20 protein-coding genes are annotated in these 19,059 nt (G+C 64.7%); 6 read left to right on the top strand and 14 right to left on the bottom strand.

Features of this window, described 5'->3' with window-relative positions; all coding sequences use genetic code 11:
• Positions 1 to 2: 2 nt before the first annotated feature.
• The 6 genes from ACOIX3_RS23650 to ACOIX3_RS23675 all read right to left on the bottom strand — a co-directional run bounded on the left by ACOIX3_RS23650 (position 3) and on the right by ACOIX3_RS23675 (position 8,471).
• Positions 3 to 959 carry a dihydrodipicolinate synthase family protein gene (locus ACOIX3_RS23650; protein ID WP_420964511.1) on the bottom strand — a complete coding sequence of 319 codons (957 nt, stop codon included), beginning with the start codon at positions 957 to 959 and terminating at the stop codon, positions 3 to 5.
• Between the two features lie 135 nt (positions 960 to 1,094).
• The gene (locus ACOIX3_RS23655) at positions 1,095 to 1,973 is read right to left on the bottom strand and encodes an SDR family oxidoreductase (RefSeq protein WP_420964512.1); all 879 of its coding nucleotides are present in this window, start codon (positions 1,971 to 1,973) and stop codon (positions 1,095 to 1,097) included.
• Between the two features lie 141 nt (positions 1,974 to 2,114).
• The gene (locus ACOIX3_RS23660) at positions 2,115 to 2,975 is read right to left on the bottom strand and encodes a MaoC family dehydratase (protein WP_097675119.1); all 861 of its coding nucleotides are present in this window, start codon (positions 2,973 to 2,975) and stop codon (positions 2,115 to 2,117) included.
• A 204-nt stretch (positions 2,976 to 3,179) separates the two neighbouring features.
• On the bottom strand, positions 3,180 to 3,569 hold the full coding sequence (locus ACOIX3_RS23665; protein ID WP_420964513.1) for a Zn-ribbon domain-containing OB-fold protein: 390 nt from the start codon (positions 3,567 to 3,569) through the stop codon (positions 3,180 to 3,182).
• The gene (locus ACOIX3_RS23670; protein ID WP_420964514.1) at positions 3,569 to 4,726 is read right to left on the bottom strand and encodes a thiolase domain-containing protein; all 1,158 of its coding nucleotides are present in this window, start codon (positions 4,724 to 4,726) and stop codon (positions 3,569 to 3,571) included. The genes ACOIX3_RS23665 and ACOIX3_RS23670 overlap by 1 nt, the downstream gene beginning before the upstream one ends.
• Positions 4,727 to 4,976: 250 nt before the next feature.
• Entirely contained in the window at positions 4,977 to 8,471 is a 3,495-nt protein-coding gene (locus ACOIX3_RS23675; protein ID WP_420964515.1) for an indolepyruvate ferredoxin oxidoreductase family protein, read from the bottom strand.
• 234 nt (positions 8,472 to 8,705) lie between these two features.
• On the opposite strand from ACOIX3_RS23675, the gene ACOIX3_RS23680 reads away from it, so the two are divergent.
• The gene (locus ACOIX3_RS23680) at positions 8,706 to 9,932 is read left to right on the top strand and encodes a cytochrome c (protein WP_420964516.1); all 1,227 of its coding nucleotides are present in this window, start codon (positions 8,706 to 8,708) and stop codon (positions 9,930 to 9,932) included.
• A 4-nt stretch (positions 9,933 to 9,936) separates the two neighbouring features.
• Here ACOIX3_RS23680 and ACOIX3_RS23685 read toward each other — a convergent pair whose 3' ends face one another.
• On the bottom strand, positions 9,937 to 10,578 hold the full coding sequence (locus ACOIX3_RS23685) for a trimeric intracellular cation channel family protein (protein ID WP_420964517.1): 642 nt from the start codon (positions 10,576 to 10,578) through the stop codon (positions 9,937 to 9,939).
• A 171-nt stretch (positions 10,579 to 10,749) separates the two neighbouring features.
• Between ACOIX3_RS23685 and ACOIX3_RS23690 the strand changes: the two genes are divergently transcribed.
• Positions 10,750 to 11,178, top strand: coding sequence for a hypothetical protein (locus ACOIX3_RS23690; RefSeq protein ID WP_420964518.1), 429 nt, complete (start codon positions 10,750 to 10,752; stop codon positions 11,176 to 11,178).
• A gap of 69 nt (positions 11,179 to 11,247) precedes the next feature.
• Here the strand turns inward: ACOIX3_RS23690 and ACOIX3_RS23695 are convergent, their stop codons facing one another.
• The 3 genes from ACOIX3_RS23695 to ACOIX3_RS23705 are packed head-to-tail and all read right to left on the bottom strand — an operon-like array spanning position 11,248 to position 12,817.
• Positions 11,248 to 12,066: an isocitrate lyase/PEP mutase family protein gene (locus ACOIX3_RS23695; protein WP_420964519.1), complete on the bottom strand. Its 819-nt coding sequence runs from the start codon at positions 12,064 to 12,066 to the stop codon at positions 11,248 to 11,250.
• A gap of 56 nt (positions 12,067 to 12,122) precedes the next feature.
• The gene (locus ACOIX3_RS23700) at positions 12,123 to 12,476 is read right to left on the bottom strand and encodes an antibiotic biosynthesis monooxygenase family protein (RefSeq protein WP_420964520.1); all 354 of its coding nucleotides are present in this window, start codon (positions 12,474 to 12,476) and stop codon (positions 12,123 to 12,125) included.
• A 32-nt stretch (positions 12,477 to 12,508) separates the two neighbouring features.
• Positions 12,509 to 12,817 (bottom strand): NIPSNAP family protein, encoded by a 309-nt coding sequence (locus tag ACOIX3_RS23705; protein ID WP_223967386.1) that lies wholly within the window; start codon positions 12,815 to 12,817, stop codon positions 12,509 to 12,511.
• A gap of 93 nt (positions 12,818 to 12,910) precedes the next feature.
• On the opposite strand from ACOIX3_RS23705, the gene ACOIX3_RS23710 reads away from it, so the two are divergent.
• Both ACOIX3_RS23710 and ACOIX3_RS23715 read left to right on the top strand, forming a co-directional pair.
• The gene (locus ACOIX3_RS23710; RefSeq protein ID WP_420964521.1) at positions 12,911 to 13,606 is read left to right on the top strand and encodes an ArsR/SmtB family transcription factor; all 696 of its coding nucleotides are present in this window, start codon (positions 12,911 to 12,913) and stop codon (positions 13,604 to 13,606) included.
• Positions 13,607 to 13,921: 315 nt separating this feature from the next.
• Positions 13,922 to 14,191, top strand: a complete 270-nt coding sequence (locus ACOIX3_RS23715) for a GCG_CRPN prefix-to-repeats domain-containing protein (RefSeq protein WP_092114950.1) — start codon at positions 13,922 to 13,924, stop codon at positions 14,189 to 14,191.
• Positions 14,192 to 14,260: 69 nt separating this feature from the next.
• Here ACOIX3_RS23715 and ACOIX3_RS23720 read toward each other — a convergent pair whose 3' ends face one another.
• Positions 14,261 to 14,557: a twin-arginine translocation signal domain-containing protein gene (locus tag ACOIX3_RS23720; protein ID WP_420964522.1), complete on the bottom strand. Its 297-nt coding sequence runs from the start codon at positions 14,555 to 14,557 to the stop codon at positions 14,261 to 14,263.
• 257 nt (positions 14,558 to 14,814) lie between these two features.
• On the opposite strand from ACOIX3_RS23720, the gene ACOIX3_RS23725 reads away from it, so the two are divergent.
• The gene (locus ACOIX3_RS23725) at positions 14,815 to 15,165 is read left to right on the top strand and encodes a cupin domain-containing protein (protein ID WP_420964523.1); all 351 of its coding nucleotides are present in this window, start codon (positions 14,815 to 14,817) and stop codon (positions 15,163 to 15,165) included.
• A 312-nt stretch (positions 15,166 to 15,477) separates the two neighbouring features.
• Here the strand turns inward: ACOIX3_RS23725 and ACOIX3_RS23730 are convergent, their stop codons facing one another.
• The gene (locus tag ACOIX3_RS23730) at positions 15,478 to 15,825 is read right to left on the bottom strand and encodes a hypothetical protein (protein WP_420964524.1); all 348 of its coding nucleotides are present in this window, start codon (positions 15,823 to 15,825) and stop codon (positions 15,478 to 15,480) included.
• A gap of 105 nt (positions 15,826 to 15,930) precedes the next feature.
• A complete protein-coding gene (locus tag ACOIX3_RS23735) occupies positions 15,931 to 17,463 on the bottom strand; it encodes an acyl-CoA carboxylase subunit beta (RefSeq protein WP_092114956.1) in 1,533 nt (510 codons plus the stop codon).
• Between the two features lie 160 nt (positions 17,464 to 17,623).
• Between ACOIX3_RS23735 and ACOIX3_RS23740 the strand changes: the two genes are divergently transcribed.
• On the top strand, positions 17,624 to 18,034 hold the full coding sequence (locus tag ACOIX3_RS23740) for a DUF4260 domain-containing protein (protein WP_420964525.1): 411 nt from the start codon (positions 17,624 to 17,626) through the stop codon (positions 18,032 to 18,034).
• Between the two features lie 84 nt (positions 18,035 to 18,118).
• On the opposite strand, the gene ACOIX3_RS23745 is transcribed toward ACOIX3_RS23740, so the two are convergent.
• Positions 18,119 to 19,012, bottom strand: coding sequence for a DMT family transporter (locus ACOIX3_RS23745; RefSeq protein ID WP_420964526.1), 894 nt, complete (start codon positions 19,010 to 19,012; stop codon positions 18,119 to 18,121).
• Positions 19,013 to 19,059: the final 47 nt, after the last annotated feature.

Consider the following 19,059-nt stretch of genomic DNA (forward strand, 5'->3'; position numbering starts at 1 on the left):
AATTATCCTGCTGCACTGGATTGCGGTTGCAGATTGGCGCGACGATCGACGCGTGCCACGCGGGAGAGCAGATAGTCGACCTCCGCCCTCGCCTGTGGCGTGATGACAGCACCGGGCTTGCGCTGGGCGCTGGAGGAAATGATGCCGCGCTTCTGCAGCACGTATTTGCGCACGGTGAGACCAACGCCAGGCTGTTGCTCGTAGCGGATCAGAGGCAGATGCGCGTCGAACAGATCATGCGCGGCATCGCGTTTTCCCGCCTTCGACAGATTGACGACGTCGATCAGGAGTTCGGGGAATGCATAGCCCGTCATCGCACCGCCGGCGCCGCGCTCCATCTCGAAATCGAGGAACAGGCCGCCATTGCCGACCAGGATCGACAGCGGCCGCAGCGAGCCGTCCTTCTGGAAGTTGCGCAAGGTCGAGATCTTCTCCAGACCCGGCCAGTCCTCGTGCTTGAGCATCACGCAGGACGGCGAGTCCATCACGATCTTGCGGATCACCGCGGGCGTGAACACGACGGTCAGCGTCAACGGATAGTCCTGCAGCACCCAGGGAATATCGTCGCCGATGGCTTCCTGCGCCTGTTTGAAATAACCAATGATCTGGTCGTCGGTGCGCAGATGCGGCGGCGGCGCGATCATGACGCCGGCGGCGCCGGCATCCATCGACTTCTTCGCCAGCGAGCGCATCGTGGCGAAGCCCGGCGCCGAGACGCCGACGATCACCTGCAGCTTCTTGGCGCGCTTGACGAAGCGCAGCGCGACCTGCTCCGCCTCCGCGGCATCGAGCTTCGGCGCCTCGCCCAAAATGCCCAGCACCGTGACGCCGTCGCAGCCGACCTCGGTGTAGAAATCGGTCAACCGGTCGATCGATGCCTCGTCGATGCGGCCGTCGTCGTGGAACGGGGTCGGCGCGATCGCGAAGGTTCCTGCGGCCTGGGCGGTGAGTTTGGTCATGGGTGCCTCATCTGTTTCCGCCTCTATACAGCGTCATTCCGGGATGCGCCACTTGGCGCAGGCCCGGAATCCATAACCACGATCGGGGGTATGGATTCCGGGCTCACGCTTCGCGTGCCCCGGAATGACGTACGGTCAGAACCGCCGCGCGCCCATCTTGATCTGCTCCTCGGAGAAGAAGATCTCCTTGGCGTGGGTGGCGATGTCCTCGGCTTTCCAGCCGGTAAATGGCGGCTTCCAGCCCTCCATTTCCATCATCCGCATTTCGCGGACGCCGCGCGGGCCCGAGACCCCGAGCACCTTGCCGGTCTGGTCGCCCGACAAATCGCTGACCATGTAGAGCACGGCCGGCGCGATGCCGTCAGGCCCCAGCGCCGCACCCGGGTTCTCCTTGTAGCGCGGCAGGTCTGCCGTCATGCGGGTCAGCGCGCCCGGCGCGAGCGTCCAGATCCGGATGTTGTACTTGCGGCCCTCGATCGCCAGCACGTTGGAGAGGCCCCAGATGCCGCCCTTGGCCGCGCCGTAATTGGTCTGGCCGAAATTGCCGATCAGGCCCGAGGTCGAGGAGGTGTTGACGATGACGCCGCCGCCATTGTCACGCATCCATTTGAACACCGGCTGGGTGCAGCAGAAGGTGCCTTTTAGATGCACCTTCATCACCCTGTCCCAGTTCTCTTCTTTGGCCTTGTGGAAAGTCTCGTCGAGCAGGATGCCGGCGTTGTTGACCAGGATGTCGGCGCGGCCGAAATGCTTGATGGCGTCGTCGAACACCGACTGGCCGCCGGCCAGGGTCGAGATGTCGGCGCCGTTGGCGACCGCACGGCCGCCCTCGGCCTTGATCGCGTCGACCACCTTGTCGGCCATCGACTTGTCGGAGCCCGAGCCGTCGCGCGGACCGCCGAGGTCGTTGACCACCACTGCCGCGCCCTCGCGCGCAAACAGCTTCGCGTAGGCTTCACCAAGTCCGCCGCCGGCGCCCGTGATCAGCGCCACCTTGCCGTCGAGTAATCCCATGGTCGTTTCTCCGTTGTTTGGTGTCCCGGACGCGATGCAGCGTCAAACGCTGCTTCGCAGAGCCGGGACCCATGCCCGGCAACTGGGCCCCGGCTCTGCACCGCACCGCTTGCGCGCTGCGCTGCGTCCGGGGCACGAGAGCTACGCCAGCACCGTCTTGCCGCTCTTGATCACGGTGACGCCGCGCGACTTCACCTTGGCTTCGAACGACACCACGTTGCCGTCCTTCCACAGCTCCATGGTCACGGTCTCGCCGGGAAACACCGGCGAGGAAAACCGCGCCGCGTGTTGCTTGAAGGCGGACGGATCGTAATCGGCATAGGTCTGCAGCACGCCGCGGCAGGTGATGCCGTAGGTGCACATGCCGTGCAGGATCGGGCGCGGGAAGCCGGCTTTCTTCGCAAATTCCGGATCGGAGTGCAGCGGGTTGCGGTCGCCGCAGAGCCGGTAGATCAGCGCCTGGTCGGGCCGCGTCGTGATGTCGACCACCTTGTCGGGCGCGCGCTCCGGCACCTTGTGCGGCTCGGGCTGGCCGTCGGATGGGCCGCCGAAGCCGCCATCGCCGCGGGCGAAGCGCGAGGCCACGAGCGTGGCGAGTTTGTCGCCCTTCTCGTCTTTCAGCACGGTCTGGTGGCGGATCACCGCGCCCTTGTCCTTGCCCTTGTCGAACACGTCGAGCACGGTCGAGTCGGCCGTGATGTGGGCCGCGGTCGCGAACGGCTTGTGGAAGGTGATGTCGCGCTCGCCGTCGACCACCATCACGCGGTTGAGGTTCATTTCGCCGGGGCCGGCGCCCCAGGCCGCGACCGACGCGAACGTCGGCACCACCCTGAGCGGGCGCGGCGTCAGCACGCCCTCATTGACGAAGGCGAGTTCCTTCTCGTCCATCGGATCGGCGCCGAGACCGATGCCATAGGCATAGAGCATCACGTCACGATCGCTGTAGCTGTATTTCTGGCCCAGATTCTTCAGGGCCATCAGCTGTTCGTACACGATTGGCATTGTTGTTTTCTCCCCGAACCGTTGTTTCTTCGGCGCTGCCCGTTATTGCGCCCTCTCCCCTTGCGGGAGAGGGCTGCACCGGTCACGCAACAAACTCACTTGGGAGAGGGGTTGCCTCCGCGGAACGACTTTGTTCGTGGAGAGACACCCCTCTTCCGGCAGCCTTCGGCTGCCACCTTCCCCCGCAAGGGGGGAAGGTACTTCTTAGGCCGGTGTGAAGAACGGCAGCGGCGCGCCGTCGGTCGGCTTCCACACCACCTTGACCTTCTGGCCGATCTTCACCTGCTCCAGATCGCAATCGACGATGTTGGTCTGCAGCGACGGGCCTTCCTTCAGCGTCACATAGGCGATCGCATACGGACCGGTCGGCGACTTCCGCATCAGGCTGTAGGTGTAGACCGTGGCCTCGCCGCTCGACTCTTCCCACACCGTCTTGTCGGAGAAGCAGAACGGGCAGATCGCGCGCGGGAAGTAATGCGCTTCGCCGCAGGTGGTGCAGCGCTTGATCATGAACTTGCCCGCCTTCGCCGCTTCCCAGAACGGCACGGTCTCCGGATTGGTCACCGGGGCATTGTACTTCTTGGCTTCAGACATCACGCACGCTCCAGAATGCAGGTTGACGCGGCGTGGCGAACGCCGAGCAGACCGCCGGTGCCGTGGGCGATCGCGAGGTCGCAGTTCTTGACCTGCACCTTCGGATGCGCCTCGCCGCGCAACTGGCGCACCGCCTCGAGGATCTTCGTCATGCCGCCGCGATTGACGGGATGGTTGCTGCACAGGCCGCCGCCGTCGGTGTTGAACGGCAGCTTGCCGACGCCCGAGATCAGATTGCCGTCGGCGACGAACTTGCCGCCCTCGCCCTTCTTGCAGAAGCCGAGATCCTCGAGCTGCATCAGCACCGTGATGGTGAAGCTGTCATAGATCGAGGCGTATTTGATGTCCTTCGGCGTCACGCCCGCTTCCTCAAAAGCACGCGGGCCGGACCACACGCCGGCGGAGTATGTCAGATCGAGATCCTTGCCGCCGCGCGGGCCCTTCATCGCCTCGCCATGGCCGATCAGGCGCACCAGCGGCTTCTTCAGCCTCTTGGCGATCTCCGGCGTGGTCACGATCATCGCGCCGCCGCCGTCGGTGACGACGCAGCAGTCCATCCGGTGCAGCGGGTCCGAGATCATCGGCGAGTTCAAGACGTCCTCGACGGTGACGACCTCCTTCAGCATCGCATGCGGATTGTATTGCGCGTGATGCGAGGCCGCGACCTTGATCCAGGCGAGCTGCTCGGAGGTGGTACCATAGTCGTGCATATGGCGCATGGCACACATGCCATAGGCATTGTGCGTGGTAGCCCCGTAAGCCAGTTCGAAGTCGGCCTCGGCGCCGGAGGCGCGCGGCGGCATCGGGCCGGTGCGCGGCTTGCCTGCCAGCGTAATCAGCGCGACCGAGCATTTGCCCGCGGCGATCGCCTCGGCGGCGTGGCCGAGATGGATCAGATAGGAACAGCCACCGGTCTCGGTGGAATCGACGTGACGCAGCTTCCTGGTGTTGAGGCCGAGATAATCGACCATCGGCCACAGCCCGCCCGGCGCATCGCCGGCGCAGAAATAGCCGTCGATGTCGTCCTTGGTCAGCCCGGCATCCTCGATCGCACCCTTGGCGACCTCGGCGTGCAGCTGTGCTGTTGATTTATCGGGTGCATGCCGGGTGGGATGCTCGTAGATCCCGGCAATGTAGGCCTTGCCCTTGATGGTCAAATCGCTCTCCGCTGGCGTTTCTCGCTCCAGCGTTTTTCTGAACCGACGGCGCGACCTTGGCAAGCGCGGAAATATTCCGTCAGGCGAGACTGTGTCCGCAACTCAATCGTCGTCCCTGCGAAAGCAGGGACCCATAACCACAGGGTCGTGTGGTGGGAGTGAGCTGTGGCCCCAGCGTCGCGCTACAACGAAGTGCGGTGGTTATGGGTCCCGGCTTTCGCCGGGACGACACCAAATTTGCGACTACGCCCTACTCCGCCGCCATCTGCCGCGGAGCGGGCGGCGGGTTGGCGAGGTCGGCGGCGAGTTGCGCGTAGCGAACCTTGGCCTCCTTGATCGCCTTGTCCTTCACCGGGCCGTAGCCGCGGATGCGGTCGGGCAGCGACAGCAGGTCGACCGCGATGTCGTGGTTGAGCGGCGACAGCAGGGTCAGCACCGTCGCGACATCCTTCTCGTAGCCCGCGATCAGATCGCGCTCGAGCTTGCGATCGGCGTTGTAGCCGAAGACGTCGAGCGGCGTGCCGCGCAGGAAGCGGAATCGCGCCATCATCTTGAACACCGACATCATCCACGGCCCGAAGGCGCGCTTCTTCGGACGGCCCTGCGCATCGAGCCCGCCGCCGAGGATCGGCGGGGCGAGATTGAAGTTGAACTTGAAGTCGCCTTCGAACTGATCACGCAGCTGCTTCTCGAAGCGGCCATCGGTGAACAGCCGCGCCACCTCGTACTCGTCCTTGTAGGCGAGCAGCTTGGCGTAGTTGATCGCCACCGCGCGCGGCAGCACTTCGCCATAACCGCCCTTGGTGGCGGCCTCGCGGACCTGATCGACCAGCTTGCGATAGCGTTTTGCCAAACGGGCATTCTGATAGTCGGTCAGAAGCGCCATGCGATGGGTGATGATCTCGTCGAGCGACATCGCATCCAGCGTCTTTGCTGGTGCGGCAGCGTCATCCTGACCCTTCATCATCGCAGCGAGGCGCGCCGGATCGGCCGCAGCGAGGCGCCCGAGCTGGAACGCCTGGGTGTTCATCTTGATCGAGACGCCGTTGACCTCGATCGCCTGCTGGATCGATTCTGCCGACAGCGGCAGCAGCCCGCGCTGATAGGCAAAGCCCATCATCATGATGTTGGTGGCAATGGAGTCGCCGAGCAGCGCTTCGGCCGGCTTGGTGAAGTCGAAGAACGCGGAGTCCTTGCGCAGCTCGGTCTCCAGCACGCTGTTGACCTTGCGGCTCTGGAAATTGAAGTCGCGGTTCAGGATGAAATCCGCGGTCGGAATGATGTGGCTGTTGATGATGCCGACGGTGCGGCTCGCTTCACACAGCGAGATGGTGTCCTTCGAGACCGCCACGACCTCGTCGGCGGCAAGGACGAGATCGGCCGTGCCGGTCACGATGCGCGAGCAGGTGACATCGGCCGTATGCTCGGAGAGCCGGACATGGCTGAGCACCGCGCCGCCCTTCTGCGCGAGGCCGGACATGTCGAGAATCATCGAGGCCTTGCCCTCGATATGCGCGGCCATGCCGAGCAGCGCGCCGATGGTCAAGACGCCGGTGCCGCCGACGCCGCCGACCGCGATGTTGTAGGGCCGGTCCAGCGCGGGCTTCGAGGCCGGCTCCGGCAAGACGCCGATATCGCCAAGCTCGGTCGGCGCACGACGCTTGAGGGTGCCACCGTCGACCGTGACGAAGGACGGGCAAAAACCCTTCACGCAGGAATAGTCCTTGTTGCAGGTCGACTGGTTGATGGTGCGCTTGCGCCCCAATTCCGTCTCCAGCGGCTCGACCGAGATGCAGTTCGACTGCACCGAGCAGTCACCGCAGCCTTCGCAGACGGCCGGATTGATCAGCACGCGCCGCGCCGGATCCTCCATCAGACCGCGCTTGCGGCGACGGCGCTTTTCCGCGGCGCAGGTCTGCACGAACACGATCGCCGAGGTGCCCTTGGTGTCGCGGCACATCTTCTGGACGTTCTCGAGCTCGTCGCGGTGGAACAGCTTGACGCCCGGCGCGATGGTATCAGCCGGATAAGAATCCGGATTTTCTGAGACCAGATAGATCTCGCGGATGCCTTCGGCGTGGAGCTGGAAGGTGATCTTCTGCGGCGACAGATCGCCGTCGTGGTGCTGGCCGCCGGTCATGGCGACCGCGTCGTTGTAGAGGATCTTGTAGGTGATGTTGGCCTTGGAGGCGATCGACTGGCGGATCGCCAGAATGCCGGAGTGGAAATAAGTCCCGTCGCCGAGATTGGCGAAGATGTGGTTCTCGTTGGTGAACGGCGCGATGCCGACCCACGGCACGCCCTCGCCGCCCATGTGGGTGAAGGTCTCGGTCGAGCGGTTCATCCACAGCGCCATGAAGTGGCAGCCGATGCCGCCGAGCGCGCGGCTGCCTTCCGGCACCTTGGTCGAGGTGTTGTGCGGGCAGCCCGAGCAGAAATACGGCGTGCGGCTGACGGGTGCCGTCGCCTGCATCTGCGACGACTGGCGACCGTTGAACCAGTCGGCCTTAGCGCGCAGCATCTCGGCGATTTCAGGATTGAGATTAAGTCGAAGCAGCCGTTCGGTGAGCGAGCTCGCAAGCGAGGCCACGCTGAGCTCGGCGGCGAAGGTCAGGAAACGCTTGTCGTGATCGTCCATCTTGCCGACGATGCGCGGGCGCACGTCGTCGCGCCAGTTGAACAGCTCCTGCTTGACCTGGTTCTCGACGATCTCGCGGCGCTCCTCGACGATGAAGATCTCATCGAGGCCGACGGCAAAATTGCGTACGCCTTCCGGCTCCAGCGGCCAGGGCATGCCGATCTTGTAGAGGCGGATGCCGATCTGGGCTGCGATCTCGGGCGTGATGCCGAGCTCGCGCAGCGCCTGGCGGATGTCCTCATAGCTCTTGCCCGAGGCCATGATGCCGTAGCGCGCGTTCGGCGAATCCATGGTGATACGGTTGACCTTGTTGGCGCGGGCAAAGGCGATCGCGGCAAAGCCCTTGTAATCCTGCAGCCGGCGGTCCTGCTCGAAGCGGTCATCGGGCCAGCGGATGTTGAGGCCGCCCGGCGGCAGCTCGAAATCGGCCGGAATGATGAACGGCGTCATCTCGTCGGTGAGGTCGATCTCGGCCGTGGTCTCGACCGTCTCGGTGATCACCTTCATGCCGACCCAGCAGCCCGAGTAGCGCGACATCGCGATACCCAAGAGGCCCATCTCGATCATTTCATGGATGCTGGAGGGGTAGAGGTAGGGCATCAGCGCGGAGATGAAGGCGTGGTCGGACTGATGCGGGACGGTGGAGGATTTTGCGCCGTGGTCGTCGCCGGCAAGGCAGAGCACGCCGCCATGTTTGGCGGAGCCCGCCGCATTGCCGTGGCGGAACACGTCGCCGCAGCGGTCGACGCCAGGGCCCTTGCCGTACCAGATGCCAACGGCGCCATCATATTTGGCGCCGGGCGACAAAGCGAGCTGCTGCGAGCCCCAGATCGCGGTGGCCGCCAGATCCTCGTTCACGCCGGGCTGGAATTTGATGTTGTATTGTTCGAGATGCTTGCGGGCTGCGAACAGCTGCTGGTCGTAGCCGCCGAGGGGGGAACCGCGATAGCCGGAGATGAAGCCTGCCGTGTTGAGGCCTGCGGCGCGGTCGCGTCTGATCTGCGCCATAGGCAGGCGGACCAGCGCCTGGATGCCGGTCATGAAGACGTGACCGGTGCCCTGTGTGTATTTCTGGTCGAGGCTGATAGGCCCTTGGTTGATTCCCATTTAGCCCTCTTTGCGCTGGTCGCGACGCCTGCTTTTTAGCTAGTCATCCGAACTTGTTAGAACCAGTCTATGTCGGATTTTCCGGGCGGCGCAGCACAATTCTGGGCGACCAAGCCCGTCGCTCAAAAATCGCAATATCGTGCCGGGAATATCGGAGCGCCGTTTCGGTTTCTGTCGCAGGACAGGCCCGCGGCGAAACGGCATAACGCGTCGTGTGGACCGAAAGGTGATTGGATGCGGCGACGACGTCGAACGACGGGGGCGATTCTGGCCGGTGTGCTGTTGTGCGGTGCGTTCGCGGCTCGCGAATGCACCGCCGCGCCAACCGACGACGTCATCGCCCGCGGCAAGGCGCTCACGATCGCGGGCGACTGCGCAAGCTGCCACACAGCCGACCCGGCAAAGCCCTTCGCCGGCGGCAAACGGATCGACACACCATTCGGCACGGTGTTCTCGCCGAACCTGACGCCCGATCACGATACCGGCATCGGCGGCTGGAGCGACGACGATTTCCTGCGCGCGCTGCGTAGCGGCGTCTCGCCAAACGGGGCACATTATTACCCCGCCTTCCCCTACCCGTATTTCACGAAGCTGATCCGCGACGACATCCTGGCGATCCGCGCCTACCTCGCGACGCTGGCGCCGGTCAGCAACAAGGCGCCACCGCCGAAGCTGCGCTGGCCGTTGAACTACCGCGGGCTGATGCGGGCCTGGAACGCTTTGTTCTTCACGCCGGGGATCATCCAGCCGGACCAGAGCAAGGCTGCGGAATGGAATCGCGGCCACTACCTCGTCGAGGCCCTCGCCCATTGCGGCGCCTGCCATACGCCGAAGAATGCGTTCGGCGCCGACAAGCGCGACCTGGCGTTCGGCGGCAGCATGGTGCAGGGCATGTTCGCGCCGAGGCTCGACGGCGCCGAGCGAAGTGGGCTGAAGTCCTGGAGCACCGGTGACATCGCCGAATATCTGCAGAGCGGCCGCAACGGGCACAGCCATGCCGGCCCGTTGATGTCCGAGGTGGTGGTCAATTCGACCTCGAAGATGAGCGACGCCGATGTGCGCGCGATCGCGGTCTATCTGAAGAGCCTGCCCGCCGGCGCGCCGGAACCTGTGGTTACCCCGCCCGCGCCGGCGCAGATGAGCAACGGCGAGCGGATCTATCGCGGGGCCTGCGTCGCCTGTCATGAGCTCGATGGCTCGGGCGCGCCGCGGATCTATCCGCCGCTGCCCGGCAACGCCAATCTGCAGTCGGACAACCCGGCGAGCACGCTGCGCATCATCCTCGACGGTGCGCAGACCGTGACCACGCCGCGCGCGCCGAACGCAGGCTCGATGCCGGCCTATCCGAAACTCACCGACCAGGAGGTCGCCGATGTCGCGACCTATATCCGCAATGCCTGGGGCAATGCGGCACCGGCCGTGAGCGCGGACGAGGTTGCGAAGGCGCGGACAGCGAAATAGCCGTTCAGCGCTCCTCGCCGCTGAACACGAATTTCGGCATCTCCCATTTGTAGCGGATCGCCAGCATCCGGAACGTCAGGCCGAGCACGAAGGTCAGCCCGGTCCAGAGCCAGTCGTTGAGCTGCAGCCCGGTGCCGATCGCATAGAACAGCCCGGTCACCACGGAAACGCTGGCGTAGAGCTCGCTGCGAAACAGCAGCGGCACCTCGTTGCAGAGGATGTCGCGAAGTACGCCGCCGGCGCAGCCGGTGATCATGCCGGCGACGATCACGATCGGCAGCGAGGCGTCGACCTGCCAGGCCACGTCGCAGCCGGCCATCGTGAACACCACAAGCCCGATCGCATCGAGCACCAGGAAGGCGAGATTGAGCCTGACCACCAGCCGCGCCAGCAGGATGGTGGCGAAGGCGCCCGCCGCCGCGATCGCAAGGTAGATCGGATGCGCGACCCAGAGCAGCGGATAGTGCCCGAGCAGCACGTCGCGGATGGTGCCGCCGCCGAGCGCGGTGATCGCCCCGAGCATGCAGACGCCGGCCCAATCCATGCTGCGCCTGCCGGCCGCCAGCGCCGCCGTCATCGATTGCGCCGCAACGGCAATGAACGAGAGCACGTGCAGCACCGAATCGGTGGGCGGCATGGTCCACATTGAAAAGGCCCCATGGAACAGGTTCGGAACCCTGGGAATCGGCGGTTCCAGCATGAACGGGTTGCAACATTGGCGCGGAACATCCTCACGCGCCAGCCATTGTCTCCTGCGTTTAGCCTACGCGCTTAGCCTTGACGCTTAGCCTTGGGGGGCTAACGGAGGAACTTTGAGATGGCTTACAACCCTGACGATCCGTATCGCGCCAACCTGACCGATGACGAAATCCGCCGTCAGGCGCGCTTCAACAGCCTGGACAACGAGCTGCAGCCGGATCCGGAACTCCAGGAGGGATCGACCAGCAGCACCAAGGTCGCGATGTTCGCAGTTGCGGTGGCCGTGGTGCTCGGCGCGCTGTTCTACGGCTTGAACAACACGTCGGTCCACGAGGCCGGCACGACGCCGTCGACACAGACCGCGCAGACGCAGCCGATCAACCCGGCCGCGCCGCCTCCGGGCATGCGCGACGTGACGCCGAAGCCGAACAGCCAGCCCGGCGTAACCACGGGCGCGGCGCCGGCCAACCCGTCGGCCCCGCCGTCTGACTTGAACAAGCCGGACATGAACAAGCCGGCCGCCCCGCCGGCCGGGAATGCGAAGTAACGTGTAACGACACTGACCAGGCGCGAGCGGCGGGCCCAGGCGGCCCGCCGCTCTTTTTGCGCGTGAGGTCTACTTGAACATCTTGTTGAGCTCGCCGCCGGGATAGCCGTTGGCGAATTCGGTGAAGGTGCCCTTCTCGGCCATTTCCTTGGCCGCCTTCATGACGCCGGTCCAGGCCATCCGCGCCAGCGCGCCGCCGATGCTGATCCGCCGCACGCCGAGGTCGCCGACCGCTTGCAGCGTCAACTCGGACGCGCCACCAATCAGAAGATTGACCGGCTTCGGCGCCACCGCCTTCACGACCGCGGAGATCTCCTCTCTGGTTGAGATGCCCGGCGAATACAACACATCCGCCCCGGCTTCCGAATAGGCCTGCAGCCGCTCGATCACCAGATTGAGGTCCTTCTTGCCCCACAGGAACGCCTCGCAGCGGCCGGTGAGCAGCACGCCGCTGTGGTCGGCATCGATGGCCTTGCGCGCCGCCCTGATGCGCTCGACCGCGAGCTTGTGTTCGAACAGCGGATTGGCCGCATCACCGGTGGAATCCTCGATCGAGAGGCCGGCAACACCGGTCTTGACGCCGCGCGCGACATTGACCGCAACCTTGTCCGGCTCGACCGCGAAGCCGCCCTCGAAATCGGCGTTGACGGGTATATCGACCGCCGCGCACAGCGCGGTCAGGTGATCGCAGACGTCGTCGACGGTGACGCGGTTGTCGGCCTTGGCGATGGTCCAGGCAAAGCCCGCGCTGGTCGAGGCCAGCGCCTTGAAACCGAGATGTTGCAATGCGCGGGCGCTGCCGACATCGAACGGGTTCGGAATGATGAAGCACCCGCTGTCGTGCAGCTTCTTGAAGGCGGCTCGTTTGTCAGCAGTTGGCAGTGGCATTGGTCGCTCCCTAGAGTCATTGGCCGCGCACAGATAGGCACGCGCTTCTGCGCGCGCTAGAGCTTCGGCTCGTGCACCGCGCGGCTGTCCTTTGGTGCCTGATCGCGTTCGTTCAAGCCATAGTCACGCATCACGCTCGCGACCCGCAGTCGATAATTCTCGAAGATCCGCGCGCGGCCCTTGGCTTGGGTGCGGCGGTGCTCGACCGTGTTGCGCCAGGCTTCTACCGCAGCCTCGTCGCGGAAGAATGACAGCGACACGAACTTGCCCTTCTCGGTCAGGCTCTCGAACCGCTCGACCGAGATGAAGCCGTCGATCTCCTGCAGGATCGGCTTCAACTCGGCGGCCAGATCGAAATAGAGCTCCCGGTGCTCAGCCTTCGGCCAGACTTCGAAGATCACGGCAATCATGGGCGCCTCCGCGCATTGTTGTTGTGGAACGACTATAGCTCGACCTTGCGCAGAAATGTGCGTTCCTCGGCAAGGATGAAGCGGTTTTGTTCCGCGAAGTTAAAGTTCGCCACGCCCTCGCCGTCCTGGCGCAGCCGCGCGCGATAGGCCTCGTAGGCGGCGAGGCTTTCGAACGAGATCAGCGCGAAGGCGATGTTGTTGGTGCCCTCGTGCGGCATCCAGTAGCCGAGCAGATCGCCGCCGCAGCGCGGGATGATCGAAAGCCAGTTCCGCGAATACTCCTCGAACATCGCGCGCTTGAACGGATCGAGCTGGTAGCGGATGAAGACGGTGACGGTCATTGATGGCCTCCTGGTGTTTTCGTCTTTGCGGGCGACGGGCACGATGGACACTACCGCCTTGCCCGACCGCGATGCTTCGGCTATCATCGAACTATGAAAGCAGGACCCGACATCTCCCGGATCGCCGCGTTGGTCGGCGATCCCGCACGTTGCAACATGCTGACCGCGCTGATGACCGGCCGCGCGCTGACCGCGAGCGAGCTGGCGCAGGAGGCCGGCATCACACCGCAGACGGCGAGCTCGCATCTCGCCAAGCTCGAGGCCGGAGGGCTGATCGAGCCCGAGAAGCAAGGCCGCCACCGCTACTATCGGCTCTCTGACCCCGACGTCGCCGATGTGCTCGAGGGACTGCAAGGCATCGCCGCCCGCGCCGGCCATATGCGCGTGCGCACCGGGCCGAAGGATCCGGCGCTGCGCCGCGCCCGCATCTGCTACGACCATCTCGCCGGCGATCTCGGCGTGCAGATGCTCGACAGCATGAAGCGGCAGAAGCTGGTGCGCCAGAGCAAGCAGGCGATCGAGCTGACCGGCGAAGGCAAGCGCTTCATGGCCGAGGAGCTGCAGATCGACGCCGATGCGCTAACGCATCCGCGCCGTCCGGTGTGCAAGGCCTGCCTCGACTGGAGCGAGCGGCGGCACCATCTCGCCGGCACGCTGGGCGCCGCGATGATGGGCCGCTTCACGGAATTGAAGTGGGCCGCGCGCGATGCTGCGCCAGGCAGCCGAGTGGTCAATTTTTCGCGAAACGGCGAGAAGCGGTTCGCAGCGCTGTTCGGCGCGGGCGAGTAACATCGCGCATTGAAGTCGGCATCAGCGCGGTCATTCGCGAACGCTTGCTCCAGCTTGCATCGTTCTCCGATACGCCGTCACGCGCGCCGCTGCGCTGCGTCATGCTCGCGATTGCGAAATGTTTCAAATTGATGCTGGGCTCACTTGCTTGCGGCGCACTGACGCAGCCGTGACGCGCAACATTCATGTCGCATTCAGTCCGCAACATTATGGTCGACGACATCGGGCACGGCTTCTGCAATCATCCGGCCGGGCGAATCGGTAATCTAAAGTTTGTTGCGGTGCCGCAGCGCGGCCGAATTAAAAGGAGAAGACATGAAGTATCTTTTTGCAGCAGCAGTTTTGGTGACGACCGCTTTCGCCGGCATCAGCGCCGCTGACGCTGCCGGCGGCTGCGGCCCCGGCTGGCACCGCGGTCCGTACGGCGGCTGCGTCAGGAACCGCGGCCCCGTCGTCGTCGCTCCCGGCCCTGTCGTTGTTGAGCGCCCCGTCGTCGTCGCACCCGGCGCGGTCGTGGTGGCGCCGCGCGTTCGCGCCTGTCCCTATGGCTTCGCCTGGCGCTACGGCCGTTGCCGCCCGATCTGATCGCGGCACACCTGCGCAAACAAAACCCCGCCTTGCGCGGGGTTTTTCTTTTTCGAGGTGGTGCCGATGTCACCAGCGGCGCCAGTGATGCCTGCGCCAATGGCGATGGCGCCAGCCCCAATGCCGGTGGTGCCAGCGCCGATGATGCCAACGTCGGTGGCCGTGATGCCAGCGCACCTCCTCGGGCTTCAGGCGATCGACCTCGTCGCCGGTGGTGACGGCCGGATGCGCATCGTTGCCGACCGGCGCGCCGGCATCCTGATTGAGCGGAAGCGGCGCGAGCGGCGCCGCCTGGGCGGTTGCGGCAAAAGTCGCCACACCGGCGGCGACACCGAAGGCCATCTTCAGAAAATCCCGGCGTTCCATCAGAGTTTCCCTTTGTTGCTGAGTTGGACCAACTGCGTCAGCCAGTCTTTTCGCCGCGACCTGAACGCTGGCTGAACCACGCACTCACGTTTCAGGGAATTCGACGCGGCGCGGCGCTATTCGCAACGGCGTGACGTCACACAACCATCACGACAGTGCCGCCTCGCGTTCTACCCGTCATGCCGATTCCGACCGTTTCACGAACGGAAGAACGGAACTAGCATCACGCATCACAAGACCATCTCCGGGAGGCCGCCATGAAGTCAGGACAACCGATCAAGGATGCCAGCCATCTCTACGAGGTCGAGCGCCGCGCCCAGCACGCCGCCCGCCCCGGCTTCCGCATCATGGAGTTGCAACTCTCGCCGACCCAGAAAGTGCCCTGGCACACCCACAGCAACATCTCCGACACGTTCTATGTGCTGGAAGGCCAGATGCGCTTGTTCCTGCAGGAACCGAAGGAAGAGGTGAACCTGAAGGTCGGCGAGGTTTATGCCGTGCGGCCGACCCGCCCTCACCTCGTCACCAACGCCGGCACGACGTCGCTGACGTTCCTGATCCTGCAAGGCGTCGGTGAGTACGACTACGTGCCGCTGGCAGCGAAGTAAGGAGCGAAACTCCCTCCGCCGTCGTCCCGGCGAAGGCCGGGACCCATAACCACAGGGGCGTGTTGTTGAAGCAGGTTGTGGTCCAAGCATCGCAAACCAACTTGCATTCGTGGTTATGGGTCCCGGGTCGCGCTTCGCTTGCCCGGGACGACGCGGGGATTCGTCATTCCGGGGCATGCAAAGCATGAGCCCGGAATCCATTCTTCCACGAGCTGTGCGGCCCAATGGATTCCGCGCTCTCGCCTAAGGCGAGCCCCGGAATGACGGAATACGGTCGGTAAGATGATGAGTATTGCGCGCCTCGCCGTACCATCACATCAGCTTCAGCGGCGCGTCGTGCACCAGTCGAAGATCGATGTTGCCGATCAACCGCGCACGGCGTGCCTCGGCCGTGCTGATCGCGGCCTCGGTCTGCCGCAACGTGCTCACATTCGATCCAAGCGACACGATGCCGCCGAGCACTAGCGCGATCGATCCGAGTGCCGCGGTCTCACCGGAACTGAACACACCGAGCAGCGCAGCGGCCAACAAAATGAACCCGCCGGCGATCGCGACCTTGGAGCCGAGAATGATCCGCCGGGATCGTTCGGCGCTCTCGGCAAGCTCCTCGATCTGCGCCTCGATCTCGGAAATCTCGTCGGTCGGCTCGTCTTCGGTCATCAGGTTCGGACCTGTAGGGCGGGTTAGGCGAAGCCGTCACCCGCCGCGGATCGTGCGGAGCGAAGTTGGTGGGTTACGCTTGCGCTAACCCACCCTACGCTTCCATCACAACGGCAGATTGTCGTGCTTCTTCGCGGGGATCTCGACCTTTTTATCCCTGAGCATCGCCAGTGCCCGGGCGATCCGCCGCCGCGTCGAGTGCGGCATGATGACGTCGTCGATGTAGCCACGCTCGGCGGCGATGAAGGGCGACAGGAAGCGGTCTTCGTATTCCTTGGTGCGGGCGGCGATCTTGTCGGGGTCGCCGATGTCAGAGCGGAAGATGATCTCCACCGCGCCCTTGGCGCCCATCACGGCGATCTGCGCGGTCGGCCAGGCGTAATTCATGTCGGCGCCGATTTCCTTCGACGCCATGACGTCGAAGGCGCCGCCATAGGCCTTGCGGGTGATGATGGTGACGAGCGGCACCGTGCACTGCGAATAGGCGAACAAGAGTTTGGCGCCATGCTTGATCAGGCCGCCATATTCCTGCGCGGTTCCGGGTAAGAAGCCCGGCACGTCGACGAAGGTGACGATCGGGATGTTGAAGGCATCGCAGAACCGGACAAAGCGTGCGGCCTTGCGCGAGGCATCGCTGTCGAGCACGCCCGCCAGCACCATCGGCTGGTTGGCGACGAAGCCGACGGTGCGGCCGGCAATGCGGCCGAAGCCGGTGACGATGTTTTTCGCGAAGGTCTCCGAGATCTCGAAGAAATCGCCCTCGTCCACGACTTTCAGGATGAGCTCCTTCATGTCGTAGGGCTTGTTCGGATTGTCGGGGATCAGCGTATCCAGCGACATGTCGACCCGGCCGATGTCGTCGAAGCTCGGCCATTCCGGCACGCCGTCGGTGTTGTTCGACGGCAGGAAGTCGATCAACCGGCGCATCTGCAACAGTGCATCGACGTCGTTCTCGAACGCACCGTCGGCGATCGAGGAGCGCGTGGCGTGCACAGATGCGCCGCCGAGTTCCTCCGCCGTCACCACCTCGTTGGTGACGGTCTTCACCACGTCGGGGCCGGTGACGAACATGTAGCTGGTGTTCTTCACCATGAAGATGAAGTCGGTCATGGCAGGCGAATAGACGTCGCCGCCGGCGCAGGGGCCCATGATGACGGAGATCTGCGGGATCACGCCCGAGGCCTGCACGTTGCGGCGGAACACGTAGGAATACCCCGCCAAGGCTGCGACGCCCTCCTGGATGCGCGCGCCACCGGCGTCATAGAGGCCGATGATCGGCGCCCTCGCCTTCATCGCCATGTCCTGAAGTTTTGTGATCTTCAGCGCATGGGTCTCCGACAGCGAGCCGCCGAACACTGTAAAGTCCTTGGCAAAGACAAAAGTCTTGCGGCCGTTGACCGTGCCCCAGCCGGTGACGACGCCGTCGCCGGGGATCTTGTTCTTCTCCATGCCGAACTCGATCGAGCGGTGCTCGACGAACATGTCGAATTCCTCGAACGAGCCCTTGTCCAGCAGCAGCTCGATCCGCTCGCGGGCGGTGAGCTTGCCGCGGGCGTGCTGCGCCTCGATGCGCTTTTCGCCGCCGCCCAGCTTGGCGCCGGCGCGCCGCTCTTCGAGGGTGTCGAGGATGTCTTTCATTTGTTTCCGCCCGTGTTAGCTACAGTCCGCGTCCCGGCGCGGGCCGAGGCCCGCTTCGTTCGGAATGGCTTTAGCACGGCCATTTCGGAACCGGAAAGGCGCTTGTGACCGGGTTCGGGCGCAAAAACGGTAGGATTTTCCGACATCTGGGGAGACAGCGATGACTGATACGACCACGGCCGAGACCGGCGCCGCGACCGGCGGGGTGCGCACCCTGCTCCGGCTCGAGGGGCTGGTGCTGTTCGTCGGGATGACCGTGCTCTACTACAAGTGGGAGGGTTCCTGGCTGATCTATGTCCTGCTGTTCCTGGTGCCGGATATCAGCTTTGCGGCTTACCTGATCAGCCCGCGGGCCGGCGCCATCGCCTACAACGCCGCCCACACCTATCTGGCGCCGGTGGCGCTGATGACGCTGGGTTTTGCCGGCGAAGGACCGCTGGTGCTCTCGATCGCGATGATCTGGCTTGCCCATATCGGGATCGACCGCGCGCTCGGCTACGGGCTGAAATACCCAAGCGGGTTTGGCTACACCCATCTCGGGCGAATCGGGAAAGCGCAGGAACCGGCTTAGCGCCCGCCGCTTTTTCAAACGCGTCATGCCCGGCCTTGCGCCGGGCATGCTGTCTTCACTTTCTATCGGAGAGGACCGACGTGCTCACGCGAACCTTCGCGCGAACACCACGCAGGCGACGACGAGCATGGTCGCTGCGATCATCGACCACGCAACCGGCTCGTGCAGCAACAGCCCGGCCAGTGCGAGGCCGAAGAACGGCTGCAACAGCTGCAACTGGCCGACACTGGCGATACCGCCGAGCGCAAGGCCGCGATACCAGAACACGAAGCCGACCAGCATGCTGAAGATCGAGACGTAAGCGAGCCCGAGCCAGGCCGGCGCACCGATGCCCTGCCAGCTCGGCGGCAACGTCATGATCGTCATCACGAGCACCACCGGCACTGAGAGCACCAGCGCCCAGGAGATCACCTGCCAGCCGCCGAGCCGGCGCGACAGCGCCGCACCCTCGGCATAGCCGAGGCCGCAGACGATGACGGCCGCAACCATCAGCAAGTCGCCGGTCAGCGACGCCGATCCGTCGCCCGACAGAGCGAAGGCGCCGACCGTCGCGCTGCCGATGCAGGAGAACAGCCAGAACAGCGGCTTCGGCCGCTCGCCGCCGCGCAGCACGCCGAACACGGCGGTCGAGAGCGGCAATAGCCCGATGAACACGATCGAATGCGCCGAGGTGATGTGCTGCAGCGCCAGCGCGGTCAGCAGCGGAAAGCCGATCACGACGCCGAGGGCTACGATGGTCAGCGACACCAGGTCCTTGCGCTGCGGCCAGGGCTGCCGCAGCACCGCCAGCAGGGCCGCGCCAAGCAGCGCCGCGATCGCAGCCCGTGCCGAAGTCAGGAACAGCGGCGAGAAACCGGCAACCGCAACGCGGGTTGCCGGCAGCGAGCCGCTGAATATGATCACGCCGAGCAGGCCGCTGCCCCAGCCTTCGAGCGACCCGCCGCTCGCCTCGCCCGCCCATGTCTTGGAATCGCTCATCGCACACCTCGTCTTTCGCGGGCGAAGATAGCGGCGACGGGCTGGCC

This window comes from Bradyrhizobium sp. B120 (assembly GCF_049075665.1).
Lineage (GTDB): Bacteria > Pseudomonadota > Alphaproteobacteria > Rhizobiales > Xanthobacteraceae > Bradyrhizobium.